The sequence below is a fragment of the Siphonobacter aquaeclarae genome (genome assembly GCF_900103285.1).
Taxonomy (GTDB): Bacteria; Bacteroidota; Bacteroidia; order Cytophagales; family Spirosomataceae; genus Siphonobacter; species Siphonobacter aquaeclarae.
Genome location: NZ_FNGS01000010.1, coordinates 69,171 through 91,483 on the forward strand (window position 1 = coordinate 69,171; position 22,313 = coordinate 91,483).

A 22,313-nucleotide genomic window follows, 5' to 3' on the forward strand; every position below is an offset into this window, starting at 1 on the left:
CATGTTTCAATTTGATGAACATCCGCATCGCCGGTATAACCCGCTGACCGACAGCTGGGTACTGGTATCGCCTCACCGGACCAAACGGCCCTGGCAGGGGCAGGTGGAGAAAACGCCGGCAGACGACCGGCCGGCTTATGACCCGACCTGCTACCTGTGCCCGACCAATACCCGTTCCAACGGAGAGAAAAACCCGGACTACTCCGATGTTTTTGTCTTCACGAATGACTTTTCGGCGCTCCTGAGCGATACGCCGGAAGGAACCGTTTCAGACGGAGAGCTTTTTCAGGCCGTCAGCGAATCGGGATTATGTAAGGTGATTTGCTTTTCACCGCGCCACGACCTGACGATTCCCGAAATGGAAACGTCGGATATCCGGCGCGTCGTAGATGCCTGGTGCCTGGAGTACGAAGAATTGGGGAGCCAGCCGACGATCAACCACGTCCAGATATTCGAAAACAAAGGTTTCGTGATGGGTTGCTCCAACCCGCATCCGCACGGGCAGATCTGGGCGCAGGCAAGCGTACCCGACGAGCCGGCGAAAAAGCAGCAAAGCCAGCGCCGGTACTTCGAAAAGCACGGGCGTACACTGTTGAGCGATTACCTGGAGAAAGAACTGGTTAAAAAGGAGCGGATTCTGTTTGAAGACGAGCATTTCGTGGCGCTCGTACCTTTCTGGTCCGTATGGCCGTTCGAAACGATGATCGTGCCCCGCCGCCCGATGGCATCTATCCTGGAAATGACTCCTGCCGAACGCGATGGCCTCGCCGACGCCTACCGAAAACTGACGATTCTGTACGACAACCTGTTCGAAGTATCGTTTCCGTATTCTGCCGGGATTCACCAGGCGCCAACCGACGGCGCTGAACATCCCGAATGGCATTGGCACTTTGTATTTCTGCCTCCGCTGTTACGCTCTGCAACGGTGAAGAAGTTTATGGTAGGGTATGAAATGCTGGCTAATCCCCAGCGGGACATTACACCGGAACAAAGCGCGAAGATGCTCCGGAACCTGCCAGAGGTGCATTACAAAGCGAAGTAGTACACGTTATCCCAAATGTCTGTGAAGTCTGTGTCGTCTGTGAGCTAATTTTTTTCTCACAGACGACACAGACTTCACAGACATGAAACAGCCGGGGCCGCTTCCATTATGGAGACGGCCCCGGCTGTTTTCTTCTCTATCGGTTTCAGGCGACGGGCGTGAAGAATCGTTTCAGCCAGCTTTCTGCTGCGGGCAGGAGCCAGGATGTACGGTACTCTCCGACTGTTTTTACCTGAGAATTATAAATGTTTGTGTCGGGTGAAATGCGGCCGTCAAGTACAGCGGCTTTGGCTTTCAGTGCGTCGACGGCGCTGATACCGTCGGCGGTCTCGAAAAGCACGGAGCGGTCAAAAAAATCAAGGCTGTGGGCCGTACCTGCTTCGCGGATAATCCGGGTGGAAGCATCGATAGAGCAGCCGCTGGCGGCATATGCCTGCTCGTCGACCGCCAGCAATACTACGCGGTGGGCGAGGATCTCGACGGCATTGGTGAGGGGCTGTCCGTGGGCGGCCCAATCGTCAAAGGCAGAATCGAGGCGGAGGCGGATATCGGCTTCTTCGGACGCGGTCAGCGGCCGGTTGGCCTGGTACACCCACAGGCGGGCGTGGTCGGGCATTTGATCAAAGGCAATCCGCATAAGCTATTCCGGTCAGGGCCGGCTGTTGAGGAAATCCGACACGAGCTGGTCGGCTTCCCGGGTGGATTTATCGAGATCGTCGTTCACCAGAATAACGTCGAATTTATCCTGGAACGACATTTCAAACCGTACTTTATACAGGCGTTTCGACAGGCTGTCTTCGGTTTCTGTCCCGCGGGCCCGGAGGCGCTGTTCGAGTACTTCCATCGAAGGTACTTTGACGAAAATAGACAGGGCACGGTCGCCGAAGTATTCTTTCAGCTTCAGACCGCCGCGAACGTCGACATCGAAAATAATATGCCGGCCGGAGGCCCAGACGCGTTCCACTTCTGATTTGAGGGTACCATAATAGCCTCCCGGATATACCTCTTCCCATTCCACAAAAGCCTCTTCGTCAATCTTCCGCTTAAACTCGTCGATGCTGAGGAAGTAGTAATCCTTTCCGTGTTCTTCTGCCCGGCCGCGCTTGTCGCGGGTGCAGGCCGAGATCGAGAAGCCGAACCGTTCGGGATGGGCGGAGAGGAGGTGTTTGACAAGAGTGGTCTTTCCTGAGCCGGAAGGAGCACAGAAGATAATGGCTTTGCCGTTCAAACCGGATGTTTGTTTAGGTACGTTAATGAATAACCCCGGAGAAGCGGAGCTTTCCGAGGCCGTTTACTATGCCAAAAGTAGTTCAAATACGGCAAATGCGGTACAGGAACGGTTTTGATTCTCAATCCGGACAGACTGAATAATCCTTACTTCAGATCGGTAATTTTACTTTTGATGCAATCGACCAGACTCTGCGGTACATCTCTTTTCTCCACACGGAACTGCAATGCTTCTTTGATTGCCTTGTTCACATTGTAGCCGTTTTCACAGGGAAGACACTTGCCCAGGTTCTGGCGGACGTGTTCAATTTCGTCGGGAGTGGCTTCGCCGTCCAAAACCATCTGAATGAGTTTCATGCAATCGGCATGATGCTCACAGTGCTCTTTCTTTACCACCTTCTCTGCCTCGGCAGACGGACTGGATTCGGGTGTCATGGAAGTCATGTCGCAATGTTATTGATCGGGTGCTCTGTTAGTTTGGCCGGATACCTTATTTACCGTAGGAAATACGGAAAACTGACGCCAAAATGAAATAGGAACGCTTTTAGTTCCTGATATACAGTTTTATTGTGATAACTTTTCTGGAGACGAACAGGATAGAAAGACAAAACGCGGGAAACAACTCAGACCTGAAGGGCAGGCGCACCATAAGTGCTCGCTGTCAGAGGCATAGCATATTTTACAGCTAAAAAGTTTCCGGGTCAGGCAGTTTCTTCTTCTTCTTGCTCCGTTGTGTCATATCCCATCGAGGATGCATAGCCTTTCAGTTTCTCTTTCAGAAGCATCCGGGCACGGTGCAGGCGGGAGCGGACAGTACCAATGGGAATGTCCAGAATCTTGGCCATCTCCTCGTAGGTAAAGCCTTCGACGTCACACAAAATCAATACGGTACGGAAATCCACCGGCAGGGCGTTCAGGGCGTTCGTGACTTCGTCCCCGAGCAATTCCTGCACGGTTTCGGCGCGGAGGTCGGTTGTCTGGGCCGTCCCCGCCATTTCTTCCGAATCGTAATACGTTTCTACTTCCTGGTAATCGACCTTGCTGGGCTCTTTCGACTTCCTTCTGTAGTCATTGATAAAGCTATTTTTCAGGATGCGGAACAGCCAGGCCTTGGCGTTTGTTCCTTTTTCGAAAGAGTTGATAAAACGAAACGCTTTCAGATAGGTATCCTGAACAAGGTCATTGGCGTCGTCCTCGTCTTGAGTAAGCCGAAAAGCGAAGTTGTACATCGACTGGATGTGCGGCATGAGCTCCCGGTCGAAGATGGCATACTTTTCGGCCTCAGTGTACTGCCGGACGGCAATAAATTCGTCGGCTGTCATGGCTATGGTGAGTTTTATCGGCTAAAGCTAAAATATATTTTGCAAACAAAAGCCTGCCAGTCCGGATCGGCTGACAAAATGGCCGGACGGTCTGAGTCCGGAATGGCCGGTATGCCTACCGGGTTTACCCGAAAAGAGCTACCTTCGCGGCGTCAACGAACGGACGGGTCGGGCCGGGTCGCACCCCGGGTGAAAACCCCTGATCCTTAACTTCATCATCTTTATGTCAAACGGAATTTTTAATGTTCCGGCTCCGAAAAACGAGCCGATCTTCAGCTACGCTCCCGGTACACCCGAACGTCAGAAACTGAAGGACGCGATCGCGGAGCTCCGGGGAAAAGTCCTCGATATCCCGCTGTACATTGGCAACCGGGAAGTCCGGACGGACAAAAAGCTTACCCTGACGCCGCCACACGATCACCAGCACATCCTCGGTTATACGTATGAATGCGGCCCCGAACACGTCACTGAAGCCATTCAGGCCGCGCTCGAAGCCCGTACGGCATGGGCGGCCCTTCCCTGGGAGCAGCGCCTGGCTATTTTCCTGAAAGCCGCCGAACTCTCGGCAACGAAATACCGCTATTTACTCAACGCCTCGACCATGCTCGGGCAGTCGAAAAATGCCTTCCAGGCCGAAATCGACGCCGCCTGTGAATGGGTGGATTTCCTCCGGTTCAACGTTTCCTTCGCGACGGAAATTTACCGTGAGCAGCCGATCTCTCCCGATCCGCTCATCTGGAACCAGGTAGAATACCGGCCGCTTGAAGGATTTGTCTTCGCCCTTACGCCGTTCAATTTCACCGCTATTTCCGGCAACCTGCCGGCATCGGCGGCGATGATGGGTAACGTCGTTGTCTGGAAACCCGCGCCGACACAGATGTACTCTGCCTACGTCCTGATGCAGATACTGAAGGAAGCCGGCGTACCCGACGGCGTCATCAACCTCATTCAGGGAGACGGCCCCATGATCGGAAACCTGGTATTCAGCCACCCCGAATTTGCCGGTATCCACTTCACCGGAAGCACGGCGGTTTTCAAGAGCATCTGGAAAACCATCGGCAGCAACATGGATGAGTACCGGTACTACCCGCGCATTGTCGGTGAAACCGGCGGCAAGGATTTCATGCTCGCACACGAATCAGCCGACGCGAAAGCCTACGCAGCCAACCTGCTCCGTGCCGCGTTCGAATTTCAGGGGCAGAAATGCTCCGCTGCGTCCCGGGCGTATGTTCCGACGTCGATCTGGGAAACCGTCTGGGCAGAAATGAAAGGCATGCTCGAAACGTTTAAAGTCGGCGGAACCGAGGATTTCTCGAATTTCGTCAACGCCGTTATCGACGAACGCGCATTCACCAAAATCACCGGCTACATCGACCGCGCGAAGCAAAACCCGGCCAATACCATCCTCTGGGGCGGTACCTATGACAAATCGAAAGGCTGGTTTGTAGATCCGACCATTATCCTGACCTCTGATCCTCATTCAGAGACGATGGAGCAGGAAATCTTCGGCCCCGTCCTGACCATTTACCTCTACGAGCCGGCACAGTTTGAGGAAACCCTGTCGCTCATCGACCGGACTTCGCCGTATGCCCTGACCGGAGCGGTATTTGCCCAGAACCGGTACGCAGTTGAGCTGGCGAGCAAGAAGCTTATCAACTCGGCGGGTAATTTTTACATCAACGACAAGTGTACCGGAGCCGTTGTCGGCCAGCAGCCCTTCGGCGGCGCCCGCGGATCCGGCACGAATGATAAGGCAGGTTCGATGCAGAACCTGCTCCGCTGGGTATCTGCCCGGACGATTAAGGAGAGCTTCGTCCCTGCGACGGACTACCGCTATCCGTTCCTGGCTGAATAACCGGCAACCAACACGGCGCGAGGAGGTTAAGAAGCAAGCTTTTTAACCTCCTCCGTCTTTCTACTGACTCCCATGCAGAAACCAACATTCGCCTCCCAGACGGCCCGGTCGTTCGAGGAACTTCCCAGCCGCCGGAAACAACAACTGATGGCATTCGACCGCGTCCTGACCATCATGGACGAGCTGCGCGTGCATTGCCCCTGGGACCGGAAACAAACGATGGATTCCCTCCGTCACCTGACGATCGAGGAAACCTATGAACTCTCCGACGCGATCCTCAGCAAGGACCTTCCGGAGATCAAAAAAGAGTTGGGCGACGTCCTGCTTCACCTGGTCTTTTACGCGCGCATCGCCTCCGAAACCGGTGATTTCGACATTCAGGACGTGATGCACAGCCTGTGTGAAAAGCTGGTTTCCCGCCATCCTCATATCTATGGCGATGCCGTCGCGGATACCGAAGAGCAGGTCAAGCAAAACTGGGAACAACTGAAGATCAAGGAAGGAAACCGGTCGGTTCTCGCCGGCGTACCTTCTTCGCTGCCTGCGCTCGTAAAAGCCATGCGGGTACAGGAAAAAGCCCGCGGCGCCGGGTTCGACTGGGAAGAAAAAGAGCAGGTATGGGGCAAGGTCCGGGAGGAAATGGAGGAGTTCCAGGCTGAATTTTCGGAAGGTACAGCGGTTCATCCTGATCAGGCAGAAGCCGAGTTCGGCGACCTGCTGTTTTCCCTGGTCAACTACGCCCGCTTCGTGGATATCAATCCGGAAACGGCGCTCGAACGGACCAACAAGAAATTCATTACCCGCTTTGAGTATCTGGAGAAGCGCGCCCGCGAAGCAGGCCGCGAGCTGAAAGATATGACCCTGGCCGAAATGGACGTATACTGGAACGAAGCAAAGTCGCTCCGGTAATCCATTCATCCAGAGCTTGTTGCAAAATCCGGTTGAAGGCCGTTATTTGGGAGGAAGACTGATACCCATGACGACCGGCGACCGGATTTTATTCTTTTTCAGTGCCCTCGGAGCCTTCAACGGGCTGCTGCTCGGGCTGTTTCTGCTGTTTACCAACCGAAAAAAGTACCCGGCTATCTATTTTCTGGGGGCTTTGCTGATAGGGATCAGCCTGCTGACGAGTAACTCCGTTTTTCTGTATTTCAGCGAAGGGGTTCCGAGAGGATACGTGCAGATAGGCCTCGTCGCCTGCTGTTTTATCGGGCCGCTGCTGTATTTCTTTTTGCAATCGGCTGTCAGTCCGCTGGAAAAAGTACCCCGCATATGGCTGATCGTGCTGGCGGGCATAGCCGTCGTGATAGCGGGAATTTGCCTCGGATATCCTTTTTCCGCCCATCCGAGAAATTGGATCCGGTACGTTTCGACCGGCATACACATCTTCTGGGGCGGTTTTGTGATTGCCTCCGCGAGAGTTATGGCGCCGGTACTGCGGAATGTCTTTTCTCCGATAGCTCCCGGCCGGCCGGCGGATCTCTGGCTGTCTCTCATTTTCGGTGGAAATGCTCTGTTGTTTCTCTTCTATTTTTCCTCCAGAATTGATATTCATTTCTTCGCGACCTGCATGAACGGCGCGATTTCCTTTTCGCTGATCCTGTATGTAATGGCTACGCTGTTTTTTTACCGGAAGCGAACGGAGGAAATCTTTCTTTTTCTTCCGGAAAAACCCACAGCCCGCCGGTGGGAAGATCAGGATGCCGAACGCTGGCTGCGGAAGCTTGAACAGGTCATGGCCGAGAAGGCCGTGTACCGAAATCCCGATTTGAAACTGCATGACCTTGCGCGGGAAGTATCGGTGTCGGCGCATCAGTTGTCCGCGTTGTTGAATGAACAACTCGGTAAAAATTTCACGACTTACGTAAACGAATACCGCGTAGCAGAAGCCTGCCGGCGTATGACCGAACAGCCGGGATATACCCTGGAAGCCATCGGATACGAGGCCGGATTCAACTCGAAATCCACGTTTTTCTCTGCCTTCAAAAAAATCAACGGAATGACCCCGGCTACCTATCAGCAGTCTGTCAGTCAGCCGGTTAGAGAATAGGCGCAGTACGGTTTTATAAATACGTACTCCCGGAATCCATTCCCTGAACCCCTTATAGCAGCGCGTCGCGGACTTTTGGATCAGACCATCTGATCAGCCATGCGCTACGCTTTATTGTTTTTTTGTGGAATGATGACCCATACGGTATGGGGTCAGCAGCTTTTTTCGCTTCGCGTCCGGGTGACGGACGAACGGCAGCAGCCGATACCGGTCGACGCCCGCCTTTTTTCTCTTCCCGATTCGACAATGTTTCGCGGGGCGTCCTTTCCCGACGGTACGGTCATTCTGCCTGATATACCCGCCTTGCCGGTAGTACTGCGGCTTAGCGGGATCGGGCATGAAGATACGCTTGTAGCAGTCAGGCTCTCCCGGAATCTCGACCTGGGTACCATCCGGCTGCGGCCCCGGGCCGTTTCGCTGGGAGAGGTGCAGGTACGGGCACGGTTGCCGCTCGTCCGCCAGGGAGCCAACGGAACTACTGAAGTACAGATAGCGGGAACGATCCTGGCAGGTAGTGCTTCTGCCACGCAGATACTCGAACGATCACCCGGAATTACGTTTATTGACGGGCGAATCAACGTCATCGGAAAAGGAGAAGCGCTGCTGTTTCTCAACGGACAGGCCATTACCTACGAGCAGTTACTGGCTATCCCTGTGGCGCAGATACTACGGGTGGAAATCATCGCGAATCCCGGATCAAGGTATGACGCCGAAGGAAAGGCCATCGTACGGATCGTGACGCGGTCGGTTGCTGAGCGCGGCGTATCGGGTACCATCACCCAGCAGTATACCAATACCCGCTTTGCCGGAGGCGAGAGCAACACGCTGGGCGATCTGACCTTTCGGGCCGGAAAACTGACACTGGCCGCAAATGCGACGGTTCGGGCCGGAAACGATCGCGAGATACTGCATACAACCCGAACCCGGCCTGACCCTGCGATTTTCCTGCATTCGGATCTGACAACCGACTGGCAACGAAAGCTTCTGCCGTATGCTTCGTATGGCCTTGGCGTTCAGTATGCGCCGACGGAAAAGACCTATCTGTCGTTGGGGTACAAGGGAAATCTCGATCAGCTGGGCGGGAATCAGTTTAGCCGTAACCAACTGACCGACGCCGTATCAGAGGGCTTGTACCGGAGCCGCCTTGAAAAGGACGAGCGACGCCTCAACCATTCCCTGACGTTTAACTACCAGCGCCAGCTGGATTCGCTCGGCTCGTCGTTTTTTCTGGGAAGTCAGCTCGCGCGCTTTGGAACGGATATCCACGACCGGATTTTGGAAAATAACCAGGTTGCGGATAGCCTTTTCACCCGAAAACTGTTAAACGATCAGCAATACCGCATTACTATTTCGAGCACGCAGGCAGATTACACGCGTATTTTCCGGAACGGATGGAAGGTGGAAACCGGCGCGAAAATGTCCTATGCCCGGACGATATCGGCGACGGAATTTCAGATCGCCTCCGGCGAATCAGGCTATGAGCCGGACCCGAAACTCTCCAGCCACTTTGCCTATACCGAATGGATACCAGCCGGATACGGTAGCGTTAGCGGACCGCTGGGAAACGGTTTTCAGGCGGGCGCAGGACTGCGGGGCGAATGGACAAACTATACGCTGAACACGACCGCCGGAAACGGTCAGGAACTGAAGAAAAGCTATTTTCAGGTCTTTCCGTCGCTTTTTCTCTCCCGGAAATACTCGGAACAGGTAAGCGTCCGCTTCTCCTATACGGCCAAAATCAGCCGTCCGCGGTATCAGGCGCTCAATCCGTTTGTGATTTACCAGGACCCTTTCACAACCATTCAGGGAAACCCTGCATTACGGCCGGAGAAAGTACACGCGCTCGAAGCCGGTATCGCGGTCGGGAAGGTTGACATAAGGGCCGGCTATAATTTCACCCGGGATCCGCTGAGCGGCGCGGCCCTGCGCGGAGATTCTCCCAACAGCTACGTCCTGAAGGGGATTAACCTGGAAAAGGACCATACGTTTTTTGTTTCGGGAACGGCGACACTTTCCCTCGGCGGCTGGAACAGCACCAATACGCTGACCCTGACGCAAAGCCGGCATATTGACCACCAGTATGGTTTTACGTTCGTAAGACCCAGGCCGCAGGTATATGCCTATTCCAGCAACAGCTACCGTTTCGGTACGATACTGACGGTTCAGTTGCTGGCCTGGTACCTCGGTGACAGATACTATGGACTGTATCACAACCATAGTCGTGCTACTGTGACGATAGGAGTCGAAAAAGATGTCCTGGGTTCGCTGGGGAAAATTCGTTTTACCGCCCATGACATCTTCCACCAGACCAATAACTCCGGCCGGTACAGCGTGGGAGCCACAGATATCTATTACGACAGGACCTACGCCACCTCGGGCTTCACCGCTGCTTTCAGTTATCGCTTTGGTAAAGCCCTGAAAACAAGCTACAAAAACCGGCAAACCGCAGAAGCCGAACAAAACCGGGCTCGCTAAAAGGGAAAATACCCAGTAGCAGAGTAAATAGTCTTATGTTTATAAATTAAGTATAAATACGCTATTTGGGTTATTGGAAAGCAGGTAGGTTTGTGCTGTCCACCTACGAAAAACGCTTTTCATGAAAACACGTTTGTTACTCTGTGCACTGGCGTACAGCTCCATTGTGCATGCCCAGCTTTTGCTGGAAGAGAATACCGATTATCCGCCGGGCGACCTCACGGCGGTCTCGAATGGGAACTGGATCGCCATCAATACCGGGCCGGAGCCGCAGTCTGCCGGCAGCGGTCTTACTTATCCGGGATATGGTTCCTCGGGTATCGGGGCAGGTATTCAATTGACGGACCGGGGCGGAAAGGAGGTATACAGGCCCTTTTCGCACGTGAACAGCGGCATTTTGTACACGGCTTTTCTGTTGTCGGTGAATACCGCTTCTCCAGGCGGCGATTACTTCTTCTCCCTCAGTAAACAGGCGCCGGTGGGTACCAATTACATGTGCCGGCTGTATGTCCGAAGTAGTGGCGGAGGGTATCAGCTTGGATTCTCAAAAAGCAGTGAAGTGCCTTCATATGGGCCGACGGTCTTGTCCTTTGGTGCGACGGTGCTGGTTGTGATGCGCTATGAGTTTGTCAGTGGCGCCAACAATGACCCTGCGGGGCTGTTTATCAACCCGGTGTCGACTGTAGAAGGCGTGCCGGATATACAGGGCGATGTCACCGCATACGACGGGAATACGCCTTACCTCGGGACGGTCGTACTGCGCCAGAACCGGACCGACGGCACTACGTTTACGCCGGATGTTATGATCGACGGCATCCGCGTCGCGCATACCTATCAGCAGGCGTTACCGGTAGAACTGGTTTCATGGCAAGCGAAGCCGGAGCGGGAAGCGGTAAATCTCACCTGGATAACGGCCTCTGAAAAGAACACCAGCCATTTTATTCCCGAACGGGCCGACGACGCCCGGACGTTTGTCTCTCTGGGTCGCGTCGCCGCTTCCGGAGGCCCGGGGGTAAGGCAATCGTATGTTTTTGTGGATGAGAATCCGCCCAGACAAACCGCCTATTACCGCCTGCGGATGGTAGACCAGGATGGATCGGAAGCTTTTTCGGATGTGATTTCCGTTGAAGCGGACGAGCCCTGGTCTGCCCGTCTGCTCGGTTCTCCCCAGGGAAGAGAGATCCGGTTGTCATCGAATCGGCCCTTTGCGGCGTGGGTATTCGATGAACGGGGATTGGGTATTCCGGCGACGGTCCGGCCGGAAGGGGAGGCCGCCTATCTGATCGCTCTTCCGGACAGCGAGCGAGAACGGGCCTGTATCCTTGTTCTGACCGAAGGAAGGCAGCGCCGCTCCTTCCGGATTCCGCTGCCACGGTAGGTATCTACCTGCCGGCCAGGAAGCGGTTCCGGTACTCGAGCGGGGTACAGCCCTTGATCTGGCGGAACTGCCGGGCAATGTTCTTGCTGTCATTCATGCCGAGGTCTACTGCGATTTCGAAGACAGAGAGATCCGTGTCCAGCAGCTTCTGGGAGAACTTTTCGATCCGGAGGTTCTGAATGTACTTGTAGATCGGGTAGCCCGTAATCTCCTGAAAGCGGATTTCAAGCGACCGCCGGGAAAGGGGTACCTGCTTGACGACCTCGTCTACCTGAAGGTTTTTGTCAATATTCTGGTGAATGTACTTCAGGGTGGAGGCAATGTACTGGTCGTGCGTAGCGTAAATGTCGGTCGACTGCCGGGTAACGATCTGCGTGGGCATCACCAGAATATCCGAATAGGTATCTGTTTCCTTCCGGATCATGGCATCCAGCAGCCGGGCGGCCTCGTATCCTCCTTTCTCGGCATCCTGGGCGATACTCGAAAGCGGTGGATCAGACAGCTCACAGAGCATGACGTCGTTGTCGACGCCCAGTACCGCCACCTGCTCGGGAATACGGATGTAGGTATGCCGGCAGGTTTCGGTGATATGGCTGCCCAGGCGGTCGTCGCACGTCATGATAGCGATCGGCTTCGGAAGAGACAGCAACCACTGGCTGAGCGAGCTCGGTTTATAGTACCACAGCTCGCTCGCCTGGTCTTTCTGATGTTCGAAAAAATGCACTTTGTAACCCGCTTTCCGGATGCGGGCGTCAAAGCCTTCCCCGCGCTCGCGGGACCAGACAATATTCTCAAAACCGTAGAAGGCAAAGTGTTTAAAGCCTTTCCGGAGAAAATACTCGGCGGCCATCACCCCTGTTTCGTGGTATGCTCCGGAGATATTGGGGATACTGTCAAAACGTTCTTTGAAATCCTGAGCGATAACCGGAATACCGGCTGCGACGAGTTTGTCAATGGCCTGGTCGTTGTAAAGCTGACCAATGATGCCGTCGGCTTCCCATTCCTGCGCCCACTTGAGGATACCGTCGATGCCCAGTGTCTCCCGGAGGAACAGCGGCATCTGGCAAAAAATCCAGGGCCCGTGTTCGCGTGAGTACTTGTTAATGCCCCGGAGCAGTCCTTTGCTGTATTCTTCCGCGAAGTCTATCAGGAGAATGATCTTGTTCATATGCTACCCTGAAGTTCGGAATAGAAACCGATCACGCAAAGAGATCTTTCAGACTTTGTACGGTGGCATTTTTAACCAGCGGACGGGCGAATACCGCCACGCACAGAATGTATCCGAGCGTAGCCAGTAGAAACAGCATAGCAAACCGGAGTCCGGTCAGCTCCGCAATACCACCGATAATCAGGGGCACCACCGCGCCTCCCGCGATGCCTGTACACAGGATACCGGAAAACGTGCCGTGATGACTGGGCAACGAATTGAGGGCAAGCGAAAACACGATAGACCACATCACGGACGCAAAGAAGCCCGTCAACGGGAAAGCGATCAGGGCGGCTTCCTTGCTGCCGAACAGCCCGGTCAGCAGGGAAGCTATCGCTCCGAGAACGAAGAAAATCAGCACCCGCCGGCTGTCGAAAAACTTCAGCAGCAGGAGTCCCAGAAAGCAGCCGATTGTCAGCAATCCCCAGAAGTAGGAAATAACACCGGCGCCGGTCGTAGCCGGATCGACGTCGTGATAGGTCTGTAGAAACTGGGAAGTCCAGTTGGCAATTCCCTGTTCTGTCCCGACGTATGAAAAGATGCCGAAAAAGAAGAAGATGACCGTTTTGTTTCGCAGCAGGCTGAACAGCGTTTTTCCGGTGTCAACTTTTTCGTCGTCCGTCAACTCGACCTTCGGAAACCGTACTCGCCAGATAACCAATACCATAACCAACGCAACGACAGCGAATACCCAATAGAGAGATACCCACTTCAGGTCGGACGGTACCAGGCTGTTGAACAGGGAAATAAGTGGCGAATGATCAGCCGAGTGTACGTGTTGGACGAGGTAACTGTAAAGCCATGGGCTTAAAAAGGAAGCACCGCCGAAGAAAAGCTGCGCCATGACCGAATTGAAGGCAAATTCTTCCTCACCTCCGGCAACCCGGAGTAAAGGGTTAATCACTACCTGCAACATCGCCATGCCAATGCCAATCAGAAAAAGGGAAAGCAACGCCACCGCGAATCCGGGGGCCAGCGCGAAAAGGAGAGCGCCCGCGAAGGCAAGGAGAAAAGCCGACAGCAAAACCGTCTTTTCCCCGAACCGTTCGACAAGTATACCCGAGGGAATCGACATCACACCATAGGCCACAAAAAAAGCGAACGGGAGAAAACCGGCCAACCCGATACTCAACCTAAAACTCTGTACGATGTCCGGAATAATCGGACCCAGAATATTGGTGAGAAAGGAAATGACAAAAAAGATGAGAAAGATCAGGACGACGATCGGTTTTTTCATCAGGTAAGGCTTTGAACAGCGGACGGAACCAGGGCGGCAGCGCCAAATAACGCAATATTTTCGTTTTGGGAGTGAAGAATCTTCAGCCGGCCGATCGAAACCGGATAAGCGAATTCGGCAATCGTGCGGTGCATGGAATCCCGGAAAAATGGAAAGGCTTTGGTGACAGACCCGCCCAGTACAATGGCCTCCGGATCATACGCATACATCACCGACATGATGGCCCGACCCATGTGCGTTCCGAACTCCTCCCATAACGCCAGGGCGCCCGGTTCGCCACGGAGCGCGGCTTCGTGGGTTTCGTAGGCAGTGGTACCGTGGACAAATTCGAAGAACTGATTGCTCGCGTAGTGTTCCAGGTTTTGATCCAGATAGGGCAGAAGACCTATTTCACCGGCCCCGCAATTGTTGCCGGTAAAAAGCTGATTGTCAATAATCAGACCCGAACCCAGCCCGGTTCCGGCCGTCACGCCGACTACCGAACGGAAGCCCCTTGCCAGTCCGTAGCGGTGTTCGCCAAGGGTAAAGCAATTGGTATCGTTGTTGACGAATACCGGAAGGTCAAACGCCTCTTCCAGAATGTCACGAAGGGCGACTTCTTCCCAGGATGGAATATTCGCGACATTGTATACAACGCCCTTTTCGATGTCGACTACGGAAGGTACTCCGATGCCGATTCCATTGACAGGCAGCCCGTCGACGAGCGGCCTGATAAGGTCCATAAGCTGCTGAAGGGTAGAGGAAAGGGAATCTTTCTCAAAAAGCTGGCTGCTCCGCTGGTGCATAAGGGTACCGTTCTGGACGATACCCGCCCGGATATTGGTTCCGCCTAAGTCAACTCCGACGTTCATTGGTTGGTTATTTCGATGGAAATTCAAATGGCAAAGGGATCCTGGTTACCCGTTGAGACGGGTACTATGTATTGAAAAGCAAAACGAATTGAAACGCTAACGGGTCACCGTAACCGTACGCCCCGGCGTACCCGATGCATCAAAGCACCTGAGCCGTATCGTACCGGTTTTCGTGATCGGTTCTTTGTATATGGGAGACTGGCTGGTAGGTTCCGTGTTATCCGTCGTATACCGGATGGTCAGTCCGGGGTACTCCGCATTGGCTTTAAGGCCCTGCGGCGTAGTCAGCACGCCGGGCATAGGGACCCGGTAGTTATATCCGCCGTTAAGATGCTTGAGCCGGGGCATTTCCCGTTGAGCAAGCCCGTTGGCAAAGGCATTCCAGCCCTGTCGGATGGCTTTTTCGCGGTCGGCCGTCTGCTCGATCGTTTCCCAGTTTCGTGCCGGAGACCAGGCGCTCTCGGCGAAGGCCATCAGTTTCGGCAGCATGTAATACTCCATCATATCCCGCCCTTTGACGGTTTCACTCCAGAGTTCCGCTTCTACGCCGAGTATATTTCGGCGCGCCCCGGGTTTTAGCCGCTCCATTTTGGAGAGGTCCAGCGGCTTGCCCATGGAATTGGTATAGGTCGTCTTGAAGTAGTCGAACGGTGCGAATGTCCAGGCGTTGCGCGGTCCGACAAATCCACCCCAGTACAGACCGGGTTCTTTCGGGTCGTTGCTGTAAGCGAGGTCGAAATAAAAGTTCGTCACGTTGCAGAGAATTACCGGATAGCCGGCGTTGGCGAGACGGTAGCCGAGATCAGGATCATAAAGATTGTTCCAGATATAAGGAACAACGCCCTGCCCGACAAAGGCCGGATTGGCCTGGTACCTGCCGTCCGGCGTCTTATTCATCGCTACTTCTTCCCAGCCGTGTACTTCGAGGTTCCGCTTGCGCAGACGTTGCTGCAGCTGCCCGAAGAAATAGCTCTGGAGGTACCGCGGCCCTTTGATTTCCGGATGCTTTCGAAGCAGGTCATCGATCATGGGAGATTTTGTCCAGACTCCGTCAGCCACTTCGTCACCGCCTGCATGGATGACGTCCATTTTCAGACCGGCCTCCTGATACATTTTGGTGATCTCGTCAACGACTTTTTCGTAAAACCGGTATACTGATTCCCGGGCGACGCACACGACGTTATCCTTGTACCCCTGAGCAGACAGGTAGACCGACTTGTCCTGAGGGTCAATCAGGCGGTATTCTTCTGCCGCATCTTTTTTGCCTTCCTTCATCAGACGCTCATAGCGGGCTTCCATCGATTTGATCGCTGCGCGGGCGTGACCGGGGAAGTTGAGTTCGGGAATGATTTTCACATGCCGGGCCGCCGCATACTGCAGGATTTCCACAAAGTCTTTCTTCGTATAGAAGCCGCTGCCGTATTTCCCTTCCTGATGCGCAAAAGGCCCTGATCCATAGGAGGGATGCAGTACCGGCGTATGCATGCCGGCGGTGTGTTCGCGGTGCGCGCCGACTTCCGTCAGTTCGGGAAGACCATCAATTTCCAGTCTCCAGCCCTCGTCTTCTGTCGTATAAAACAACAACCGATTGATTTTGTAGAAAGCCAGCAGGTCAATCACGCGTAGTACAGACTCCTTCGTCTGGAAATTGCGGCTGACATCCAGGTGGAGACCCCGGAAGGCAAAGCGAGGAGCGTCTTCTACCTGCACAAACGGCACATCAAGGGTTGCGGCAGGCTTCGCAAAAGAGGAAACGGGCAGCAAGGAAACCAGACTCTGTGTCCCATAGAACACTCCGGCGGGATCGCTTCCGGTGATTCGGACGCCGTTGGCATCAACCGTGAGGCGATAGGCCTCGGTTTTCGTGTTACCCACTACCCCAAGCTGCAGAAAAATCCCTTTTCCCTGACCTGCTCCGGAGGATATGGAAAACGCGGTTCCTGTGGCAGATTTCAGTCGGTCCGCAAGCAATTCAGCTTCTTTTTCAAGCCCTTTTTGCACATAAATGGTCAGTGAAGAGGAGAGTGGAAGAGAACCGCCGCCTTTTGCCAGTGACAAAGGTGCCGGGACAATAGGGGCCACCTGATCCGCCGGCAGCAGCGTAAGGTCGTGGTTTTGCTGATAGGCCAGTTCCGGAGAGGGAATGGGAAGCTGATCGTCCTTTCCCCGAAGAATCTGCTCCTGTTTGGTAAACGGTTCGATCGTATAGTTGCTTATTTCTTCTATCCGCTCGCTTCCGTTTTCAGCATATACAATGTACAACCCCAATGGTGCGTCGGTCTCCTTGATGACGCCTTCTGTACCTTCATAGGGGATCTCGATGGTTTCGCCGGGCTTGAGTGAAAAGGAAGCGTTCGGCGTGAGCTTGTACCAGTCGCCATTGATGTGTTCTACAGTAGCCGGTCCGTCCGTTTTGCGGATCGGCCGGGGAGACATATTAAAATAGAGAGTCCACCCTTTGTTTTCGAGTGCTTTTTGCCCTTCGTTCCGGAGAACAAACTTGGCTTTGAACCCGGCCGGGACTTCCGTGAAATTGGAAATAAGCTTCCAGGATACAACCACGGGGCTACTTGCGTCAGCGGCCTTTTGGGTCGACTGACATCCCGGGAGGAAAACCAACCCCAGAAGAAGAAAGGAGAGGAGTAACGGAATGCGCATGAAGCGGGAGTTTAAGTAGCCCTTATAATACGGACAGGTGTATTAAAAATACCATCGAATACAGCCTCCATACTAAAACTTTTTCGGCAGTGTCCCAAACCTCCAGACTGGTATCGCTCGACGCTCTGCGCGGCTTCACGATCGCAGCGATGATCGTCGTAAATTTTCCCGGCTCTGAAGCGGCCGTCTTTCCGACGTTGTCTCATTCCAGATGGAATGGCCTGACATTCACGGATCTTGTCGCACCCTTTTTCCTGTTTTTTGTCGGTATGTCCATAGCCCTGGCCTTCTCACACAAGCGAGGGCAGCCGGGTTTGTACCGGAAGATTCTGATCCGGTCCCTGAGGATCTATGCCGTCGGGATGCTGCTGAACCTGCTGCCGGATTTCGATTTTTCAGATGTGCGGTGGACCGGTACGCTTCACCGGATTGCCATTGTTTTTGGTGTCTGCGCTTCTCTGTACTTAAGCAGTAACTGGAAAGTACAGGCCAGCGTGGCGGGGTTTCTCGTGGTGGAATACTGGCTTGTGATGACACTGATTCCGACGCCGGGATATGGGAAGGTTATGCTGGAGCCGGGACAGAACCTGGCCGCCTGGGTCGATTCGCTGTACCTGCCCGGGAAAATGTGGCAGGGCACCTGGGACCCGGAAGGAATCCTGAGTACGTTCCCGTCGATTGCTACGGGTATCACGGGTATGCTGGCCGGCCAGTGGATGCTGACGCAGCGTCCTCCGGAAGAGAAAACCATCTTCCTGATGATTGCAGGGCTTGTATCAGCGAGTGCCGGCTATTTCTGGGGATTGATTTTTCCGGTAAATGAAAATCTCTGGACCAGCTCCTTTGTCCTGGTGACTTCGGGCTTTGCCTCTCTGTTGTTCGGAACCTTTTATTATATCGTGGATATCAGGGGAGATGCTGCGTGGACATGCCCCGGTATCATTTTCGGAAGCAATGCCATCGTTGCCTATGTGCTGGCAGATGTCTTTGCGCTGGTTTTCTACCGTTCAATAGGCGGTGGGGAACCCTTGAATGAAGCAGTAGTGGGAAGCCTGACAGCGGCCGGAATGGGAGCGAAAGGAGCGAGCCTGCTCTACGCGTTGCTGTTTGTCGGCGTGAATTTCATTCCTGTATGGTGGCTGTACCGGAAGCGGATTTTTATCCGCCTGTAAAGAAAAAGCCGGCGGACGCCGGCTTTTTCTTTCTTGTTTATCCTTTCCAGATAATATCCAGCAGGGACGCCAACCGGTCTTTGAGTTCTTTCCGGTCGACGATGAAGTCCAGAAAACCATGTTCCTGCACAAACTCGGCACTTTGAAAGCCTTTCGGCAGGTCTTTGCCGATGGTTTCGCGGATGACGCGCGGACCGGCAAACCCGATCAGGGCGCCGGGCTCCGAAATATTGAAATCGCCGAGCATCGCAAACGACGCCGTCACACCGCCCGTAGTCGGATCCGTAAGAAGGGAAATATACGGAATACCTGCCTTGTCGAGCAGCGCAATCTTGGCCGACGTTTTCGCCATTTGCATGAGTGAGAAACCGGCTTCCATCATCCGTGCACCGCCGGACTTGGAGATCATGAGGAACGGAATACGATGCGCAAGGGAGTAGTCCATCGCCCGGGCGATTTTCTCGCCGACGACAGAGCCCATCGACCCACCGATAAACCCGAAATCCATACACGCCACAACGAGATCCCTGCCATTGACCTTCCCATGACCCGTCCGGACAGCATCTTTCAGCCCGGTTTTCTTTTCCGTAGCCCGAATACGGTCGGGATAAGCCTTGGTATCGGTGAAATGGAGCGGGTCACCGGACGACATTTTCGCGTCGAGCTCGGTGTAAAGCGTATCGTCGAAAAGAAGCTCGAAATACTCCTGCGAGCCGATTCTTTCGTGGTAGTTGCAGTTGGAGCAGGTATAGGCGAGCAGTTTGTGCTCGCGGGTATGCATGATTTTTCCGCAGTCAGGGCATTTGTACCAGAGCCCGTCCGGGGCTTCCCTTTTGGCTTCGGTGGGTGTTTGAATACCCTTGTCTTTCCGGGTGAACCAAGACATATAGTAGCGTTTAGACGTTTAGAATCAAGAGAATCGGAAATGAAAACCCCCGAACCAATGAATCCTAAAACCGGATTTGGGAGGCCAAAGATAGTCCATTCCCCGTCTATGTGGGAGCCAAAGCGCTGATTTTTGGGCGGTTCGGATGCAGCTTTAATAAAGAATTCAGGAATTGTTGTACTATTCCAAAAGAAAATTGGAAGGAATGCCGGACGACTTTCTATTTTAAATCTGCGTGCCTGTCGGAACAGGAAAATTGCCTAAGTTTGCGTTTGCCGAACCGGATCGGGGAACCTGATTGAATTGATTCTGAAGGGTTTGACGCCGGGGATTTCTTCTTCATCGACCTGATTGACGTAGCGTATTCGGACGTTTCCGGATTGGGTCAGCCGGTTTCCGGCTGTCTGATTCAGGCTCGCCATTCCATATAATACGAGTAAGAAACTTAGTCTTCACATTTCAACGATTTGTATGGCCACTGCAACTCAAATTGCTCCGGGTGTTCTCTCAGGGGATGCTGTTCAGGAGTTGTTCGAACTCGCCAAGAAACATCAGTTTGCCCTCCCTGCTGTTAACGTTGTCTCCAGCAGCACGGTCAATTCCGTTCTGGAAGCTGCCCGCGAGGTAAATTCCCCCGTTATTATCCAGTTTTCCCATGGCGGTTCTCAGTTTTACGCCGGGAAAGGCCTGAAAAATGAAAATGAGAAGGCTGCTATCGCCGGAGCAATTGCAGGCGCCAAGCACATCCATGAGCTCGCCAAGCAATACGGCGTTGCTGTGATCCTTCATACCGACCACTGCGCCAAGAAGATCCTCCCCTGGATCGATGGCGTGCTGGAAGCCGGCGAGCAATTCTTCGCCGAAACCGGTAAACCCCTCTTCTCTTCCCACATGCTCGACCTGTCGGAAGAACCCATCGAAGAAAACATCGAAATCTCTGCCAAATACCTCGAGCGCATGGCCAAAATGGGCATGACCCTCGAAATTGAACTGGGCGTGACCGGTGGCGAAGAGGACGGCGTAGACAACTCTGATGTCGATTCTTCACGCCTCTATACCCAGCCTTCCGAAGTAGCATTTGCTTACGAAGAGCTGAACAAGGTATCTCCCCGTTTCACGGTGGCAGCTGCTTTCGGAAACGTACACGGCGTGTACAAGCCGGGTAACGTGAAACTGTCTCCGGTAATCCTTCACAACTCGCAGGAATACATCCGCGAGAAGTTCGGCCTCGAAGCTGAGAAACCTGTGAACTTCGTTTTCCACGGCGGTTCAGGTTCTTCCCGCGAGGAAATCCGCGAAGCAATCGGCTATGGTGCTATCAAGATGAACATCGACACCGACCTTCAGTGGGCTTACTGGGATGGTATCCTCGGTTTCTACAAAGAAAAAGAAGGCTACCTGCAAGGCCAGATCGGTAACCCGACCGGTGAAGATTCTCCGAACAAGAAGTTCTACGATCCCCGCGTATGGCTGCGCGAAGCCGAAAAGTCTTTCGTTGCCCGTCTGAAGACGGCTTTCGAAGACCTCAACGCGGTCAACGTAAACCAATACCTGTAACCGGTCTGCCGGTACAAGCAAAGAAGGACGGGATATCCCGTCCTTCTTTGCTTGTACCTCATGCCCTTTGCTCCACGTCCCCCGCTACTTCAGCCGGAGATAATACAAACGCTCCGTTTCCGGCAGCTTTTCGATGGCATACCGCAACATGGTACGTGGCATTTTAGTAGCGTGTTCGTTGAGAAATTCCAGTAAAGTACCTTTGTCCTGCTCACCGACTTCGCGCAGCATCCAGCCGGAAGCCTTGTGAATAAGGTCATGTTTATGGTTGAGGACGAGTTCAGCCAAAGCCAGGGTATCGGTGTATTCTTTTCGCTTGATAAAATAGGCGGTGGCAATCAGTGCGATGCGTACGGTCCAAAGGTGTTCGGAACGGATGAAATCATAGAGCATGCTCCGGTCCTGGTCGTACAGAAATGCTCCGACAATATCCCGTGCCGAAACGTCCACCAGATCCCAGTTATTGACATAGTCTTTGTTGGCCAGGTAAGCCTCGAAAATATCCAGTCGCTTGTCAAACGGAGCCTTTTTGAACTGATCAACCCAGATAAAAAGCGCTGACGCACGGGCCTCGTGAAACGGACTTTGCAGCAACGCGATTACCTCGTCGAGCGACAACTGACGAAATTGCCTGGCGACTGCCCGTACTTCCCCGACAGCAAGGCCGAGAAAGACATCGTGCTCGCCATACTCGCCGGGACCGGTTTTGAAATACCGCGCAACAAAAGCGGCTTTGTCAGGGTTGGCTTTCGCCTGAAGAGCTGCGATAACAGGATGAGGGGACATAGAAGGTTGACGTTTTTAGGCCCGCGGGAACTAAGCGGAGCGGATACGTGCTAGTACAGCAATGAAGCGCTGATTTTGATACAATGATAACCATCGTTTCCTCTACCAATCAGAAAAATTCGAGGAGTCTCCAGGTTGCGGAATATTACCGGCAGGTATTGCAGTCGCAGGAGGCGGATTGCCGGATAGTCGACCTGGCCGACCTGCCCGTTGACTTTATCTATTCAGCGCTGTATGCCAATTTCGGCAAGCATGACGCCTTCAATGCCATCCGGGATGCGGTTGAAGGTTCGGATAAACTTGTTTTTGTTCTTCCGGAGTACAACGGCTCTTTTCCCGGTGTTCTGAAAGCCTTCCTCGACGGATTTCATTACCCCAGTAAACTATGCGGAAAAGCTGCAGCCCTGGTCGGTATTTCCGACGGAGGAAGTGGTAATCCATTAGGAATGAGTCATTTGAGTGATATTCTCAGCTTCATGGGAACTACTGTAGTCGGCATCCGCGTAAAGATTCCATTCCTCAAGAAGAATTGGGTGGACGGAGAAATTCAGGACCCGTTCATACATTCCCTGATCCGACAGCAGGCTGATATGCTGATCCGGCTATAAAC

Annotated in this window: 19 protein-coding genes; 9 read left to right on the top strand and 10 right to left on the bottom strand. The window is 53.6% G+C overall.

The annotated features are described in order from the left end of the window. Position 1 precedes the first annotated feature (1 nt). Positions 2 to 1,042 carry a UDP-glucose--hexose-1-phosphate uridylyltransferase gene (locus BLR09_RS22165; RefSeq protein WP_093207956.1) on the top strand — a complete coding sequence of 347 codons (1,041 nt, stop codon included), beginning with the start codon at positions 2 to 4 and terminating at the stop codon, positions 1,040 to 1,042. Between the two features lie 145 nt (positions 1,043 to 1,187). On the opposite strand, the gene BLR09_RS22170 is transcribed toward BLR09_RS22165, so the two are convergent. The 4 genes from BLR09_RS22170 to BLR09_RS22185 form a co-directional block, all read right to left on the bottom strand. Then, a complete protein-coding gene (locus tag BLR09_RS22170; protein WP_218126706.1) occupies positions 1,188 to 1,658 on the bottom strand; it encodes a hypothetical protein in 471 nt (156 codons plus the stop codon). A 33-nt stretch (positions 1,659 to 1,691) separates the two neighbouring features. Continuing rightward, complete coding sequence (gmk, locus tag BLR09_RS22175; RefSeq protein WP_093207959.1) at positions 1,692 to 2,270, bottom strand: guanylate kinase; 579 nt, start codon at positions 2,268 to 2,270, stop codon at positions 1,692 to 1,694. Between the two features lie 146 nt (positions 2,271 to 2,416). After that, entirely contained in the window at positions 2,417 to 2,713 is a 297-nt protein-coding gene (locus tag BLR09_RS22180; protein WP_245689994.1) for a hypothetical protein, read from the bottom strand. Positions 2,714 to 2,970: 257 nt separating this feature from the next. After that, on the bottom strand, positions 2,971 to 3,591 hold the full coding sequence (locus BLR09_RS22185) for a sigma-70 family RNA polymerase sigma factor (protein WP_093207963.1): 621 nt from the start codon (positions 3,589 to 3,591) through the stop codon (positions 2,971 to 2,973). 223 nt (positions 3,592 to 3,814) lie between these two features. Between BLR09_RS22185 and pruA the strand changes: the two genes are divergently transcribed. The 5 genes from pruA to BLR09_RS22210 all read left to right on the top strand — a co-directional run bounded on the left by pruA (position 3,815) and on the right by BLR09_RS22210 (position 11,349). Beyond that, positions 3,815 to 5,446, top strand: a complete 1,632-nt coding sequence (gene pruA / locus BLR09_RS22190) for an L-glutamate gamma-semialdehyde dehydrogenase (protein WP_093207965.1) — start codon at positions 3,815 to 3,817, stop codon at positions 5,444 to 5,446. A gap of 72 nt (positions 5,447 to 5,518) precedes the next feature. Further along, entirely contained in the window at positions 5,519 to 6,355 is an 837-nt protein-coding gene (gene mazG, locus BLR09_RS22195; RefSeq protein WP_245689995.1) for a nucleoside triphosphate pyrophosphohydrolase, read from the top strand. Positions 6,356 to 6,422: 67 nt separating this feature from the next. Then, entirely contained in the window at positions 6,423 to 7,496 is a 1,074-nt protein-coding gene (locus BLR09_RS22200) for a helix-turn-helix domain-containing protein (RefSeq protein WP_093207966.1), read from the top strand. A gap of 99 nt (positions 7,497 to 7,595) precedes the next feature. Then, positions 7,596 to 9,971 (top strand): outer membrane beta-barrel family protein, encoded by a 2,376-nt coding sequence (locus tag BLR09_RS22205; protein WP_093207968.1) that lies wholly within the window; start codon positions 7,596 to 7,598, stop codon positions 9,969 to 9,971. Between the two features lie 121 nt (positions 9,972 to 10,092). Then, entirely contained in the window at positions 10,093 to 11,349 is a 1,257-nt protein-coding gene (locus tag BLR09_RS22210; RefSeq protein WP_093207969.1) for a hypothetical protein, read from the top strand. A gap of 4 nt (positions 11,350 to 11,353) precedes the next feature. Here BLR09_RS22210 and BLR09_RS22215 read toward each other — a convergent pair whose 3' ends face one another. From BLR09_RS22215 to BLR09_RS22230, 4 genes are all read right to left on the bottom strand, one after another. Continuing rightward, a complete protein-coding gene (locus BLR09_RS22215; RefSeq protein WP_093207971.1) occupies positions 11,354 to 12,517 on the bottom strand; it encodes an AraC family transcriptional regulator in 1,164 nt (387 codons plus the stop codon). Positions 12,518 to 12,548: 31 nt separating this feature from the next. Beyond that, positions 12,549 to 13,793, bottom strand: coding sequence for an MFS transporter (locus BLR09_RS22220; RefSeq protein WP_093207973.1), 1,245 nt, complete (start codon positions 13,791 to 13,793; stop codon positions 12,549 to 12,551). Continuing rightward, positions 13,793 to 14,644, bottom strand: coding sequence for an ROK family protein (locus BLR09_RS22225; RefSeq protein WP_093207974.1), 852 nt, complete (start codon positions 14,642 to 14,644; stop codon positions 13,793 to 13,795). Before BLR09_RS22225 ends, BLR09_RS22220 begins: the two co-directional genes overlap by 1 nt. 96 nt (positions 14,645 to 14,740) lie before the next feature. Then, positions 14,741 to 17,302: a family 20 glycosylhydrolase gene (locus tag BLR09_RS22230; RefSeq protein ID WP_093207976.1), complete on the bottom strand. Its 2,562-nt coding sequence runs from the start codon at positions 17,300 to 17,302 to the stop codon at positions 14,741 to 14,743. Between the two features lie 89 nt (positions 17,303 to 17,391). Here BLR09_RS22230 and BLR09_RS22235 point away from each other — a divergent pair, with 89 nt between their 5' ends. After that, positions 17,392 to 18,474: an acyltransferase family protein gene (locus BLR09_RS22235; RefSeq protein WP_093207977.1), complete on the top strand. Its 1,083-nt coding sequence runs from the start codon at positions 17,392 to 17,394 to the stop codon at positions 18,472 to 18,474. A 37-nt stretch (positions 18,475 to 18,511) separates the two neighbouring features. Here the strand turns inward: BLR09_RS22235 and accD are convergent, their stop codons facing one another. Further along, positions 18,512 to 19,360, bottom strand: coding sequence for an acetyl-CoA carboxylase, carboxyltransferase subunit beta (accD, locus tag BLR09_RS22240; RefSeq protein WP_093207979.1), 849 nt, complete (start codon positions 19,358 to 19,360; stop codon positions 18,512 to 18,514). 471 nt (positions 19,361 to 19,831) lie between these two features. Here accD and fbaA point away from each other — a divergent pair, with 471 nt between their 5' ends. Next, positions 19,832 to 20,917, top strand: coding sequence for a class II fructose-bisphosphate aldolase (gene fbaA, locus BLR09_RS22245; RefSeq protein WP_093207980.1), 1,086 nt, complete (start codon positions 19,832 to 19,834; stop codon positions 20,915 to 20,917). An 84-nt stretch (positions 20,918 to 21,001) separates the two neighbouring features. On the opposite strand, the gene BLR09_RS22250 is transcribed toward fbaA, so the two are convergent. Then, positions 21,002 to 21,703 (bottom strand): DNA alkylation repair protein, encoded by a 702-nt coding sequence (locus tag BLR09_RS22250; RefSeq protein ID WP_093207982.1) that lies wholly within the window; start codon positions 21,701 to 21,703, stop codon positions 21,002 to 21,004. Between the two features lie 83 nt (positions 21,704 to 21,786). Here BLR09_RS22250 and BLR09_RS22255 point away from each other — a divergent pair, with 83 nt between their 5' ends. Continuing rightward, the gene (locus tag BLR09_RS22255; protein WP_093207983.1) at positions 21,787 to 22,311 is read left to right on the top strand and encodes an NADPH-dependent FMN reductase; all 525 of its coding nucleotides are present in this window, start codon (positions 21,787 to 21,789) and stop codon (positions 22,309 to 22,311) included. Positions 22,312 to 22,313 lie beyond the last annotated feature (2 nt).

Bases quoted from the DNA above. Each gene is read 5' to 3' on its own strand.
- BLR09_RS22185 (WP_093207963.1), bottom strand. From the start codon at position 3,591: ATGACAGCCGACGAATTTATTGCCGTCCGGCAGTACACTGAGGCCGAA.
- BLR09_RS22250 (WP_093207982.1), bottom strand. From the start codon at position 21,703: ATGTCCCCTCATCCTGTTATCGCAGCTCTTCAGGCGAAAGCCAACCCT.
- BLR09_RS22170 (WP_218126706.1), bottom strand. From the start codon at position 1,658: ATGCCCGACCACGCCCGCCTGTGGGTGTACCAGGCCAACCGGCCGCTG.
- BLR09_RS22220 (WP_093207973.1), bottom strand. From the start codon at position 13,793: ATGAAAAAACCGATCGTCGTCCTGATCTTTCTCATCTTTTTTGTCATT.
- fbaA (WP_093207980.1), top strand. From the start codon at position 19,832: ATGGCCACTGCAACTCAAATTGCTCCGGGTGTTCTCTCAGGGGATGCT.
- BLR09_RS22225 (WP_093207974.1), bottom strand. From the start codon at position 14,644: ATGAACGTCGGAGTTGACTTAGGCGGAACCAATATCCGGGCGGGTATC.
- BLR09_RS22205 (WP_093207968.1), top strand. From the start codon at position 7,596: ATGCGCTACGCTTTATTGTTTTTTTGTGGAATGATGACCCATACGGTA.
- BLR09_RS22165 (WP_093207956.1), top strand. From the start codon at position 2: ATGTTTCAATTTGATGAACATCCGCATCGCCGGTATAACCCGCTGACC.
- BLR09_RS22230 (WP_093207976.1), bottom strand. From the start codon at position 17,302: ATGCGCATTCCGTTACTCCTCTCCTTTCTTCTTCTGGGGTTGGTTTTC.
- BLR09_RS22180 (WP_245689994.1), bottom strand. From the start codon at position 2,713: ATGACTTCCATGACACCCGAATCCAGTCCGTCTGCCGAGGCAGAGAAG.
- pruA (WP_093207965.1), top strand. From the start codon at position 3,815: ATGTCAAACGGAATTTTTAATGTTCCGGCTCCGAAAAACGAGCCGATC.
- BLR09_RS22200 (WP_093207966.1), top strand. From the start codon at position 6,423: ATGACGACCGGCGACCGGATTTTATTCTTTTTCAGTGCCCTCGGAGCC.
- mazG (WP_245689995.1), top strand. From the start codon at position 5,519: ATGCAGAAACCAACATTCGCCTCCCAGACGGCCCGGTCGTTCGAGGAA.
- BLR09_RS22255 (WP_093207983.1), top strand. From the start codon at position 21,787: ATGATAACCATCGTTTCCTCTACCAATCAGAAAAATTCGAGGAGTCTC.
- BLR09_RS22210 (WP_093207969.1), top strand. From the start codon at position 10,093: ATGAAAACACGTTTGTTACTCTGTGCACTGGCGTACAGCTCCATTGTG.
- BLR09_RS22215 (WP_093207971.1), bottom strand. From the start codon at position 12,517: ATGAACAAGATCATTCTCCTGATAGACTTCGCGGAAGAATACAGCAAA.
- accD (WP_093207979.1), bottom strand. From the start codon at position 19,360: ATGTCTTGGTTCACCCGGAAAGACAAGGGTATTCAAACACCCACCGAA.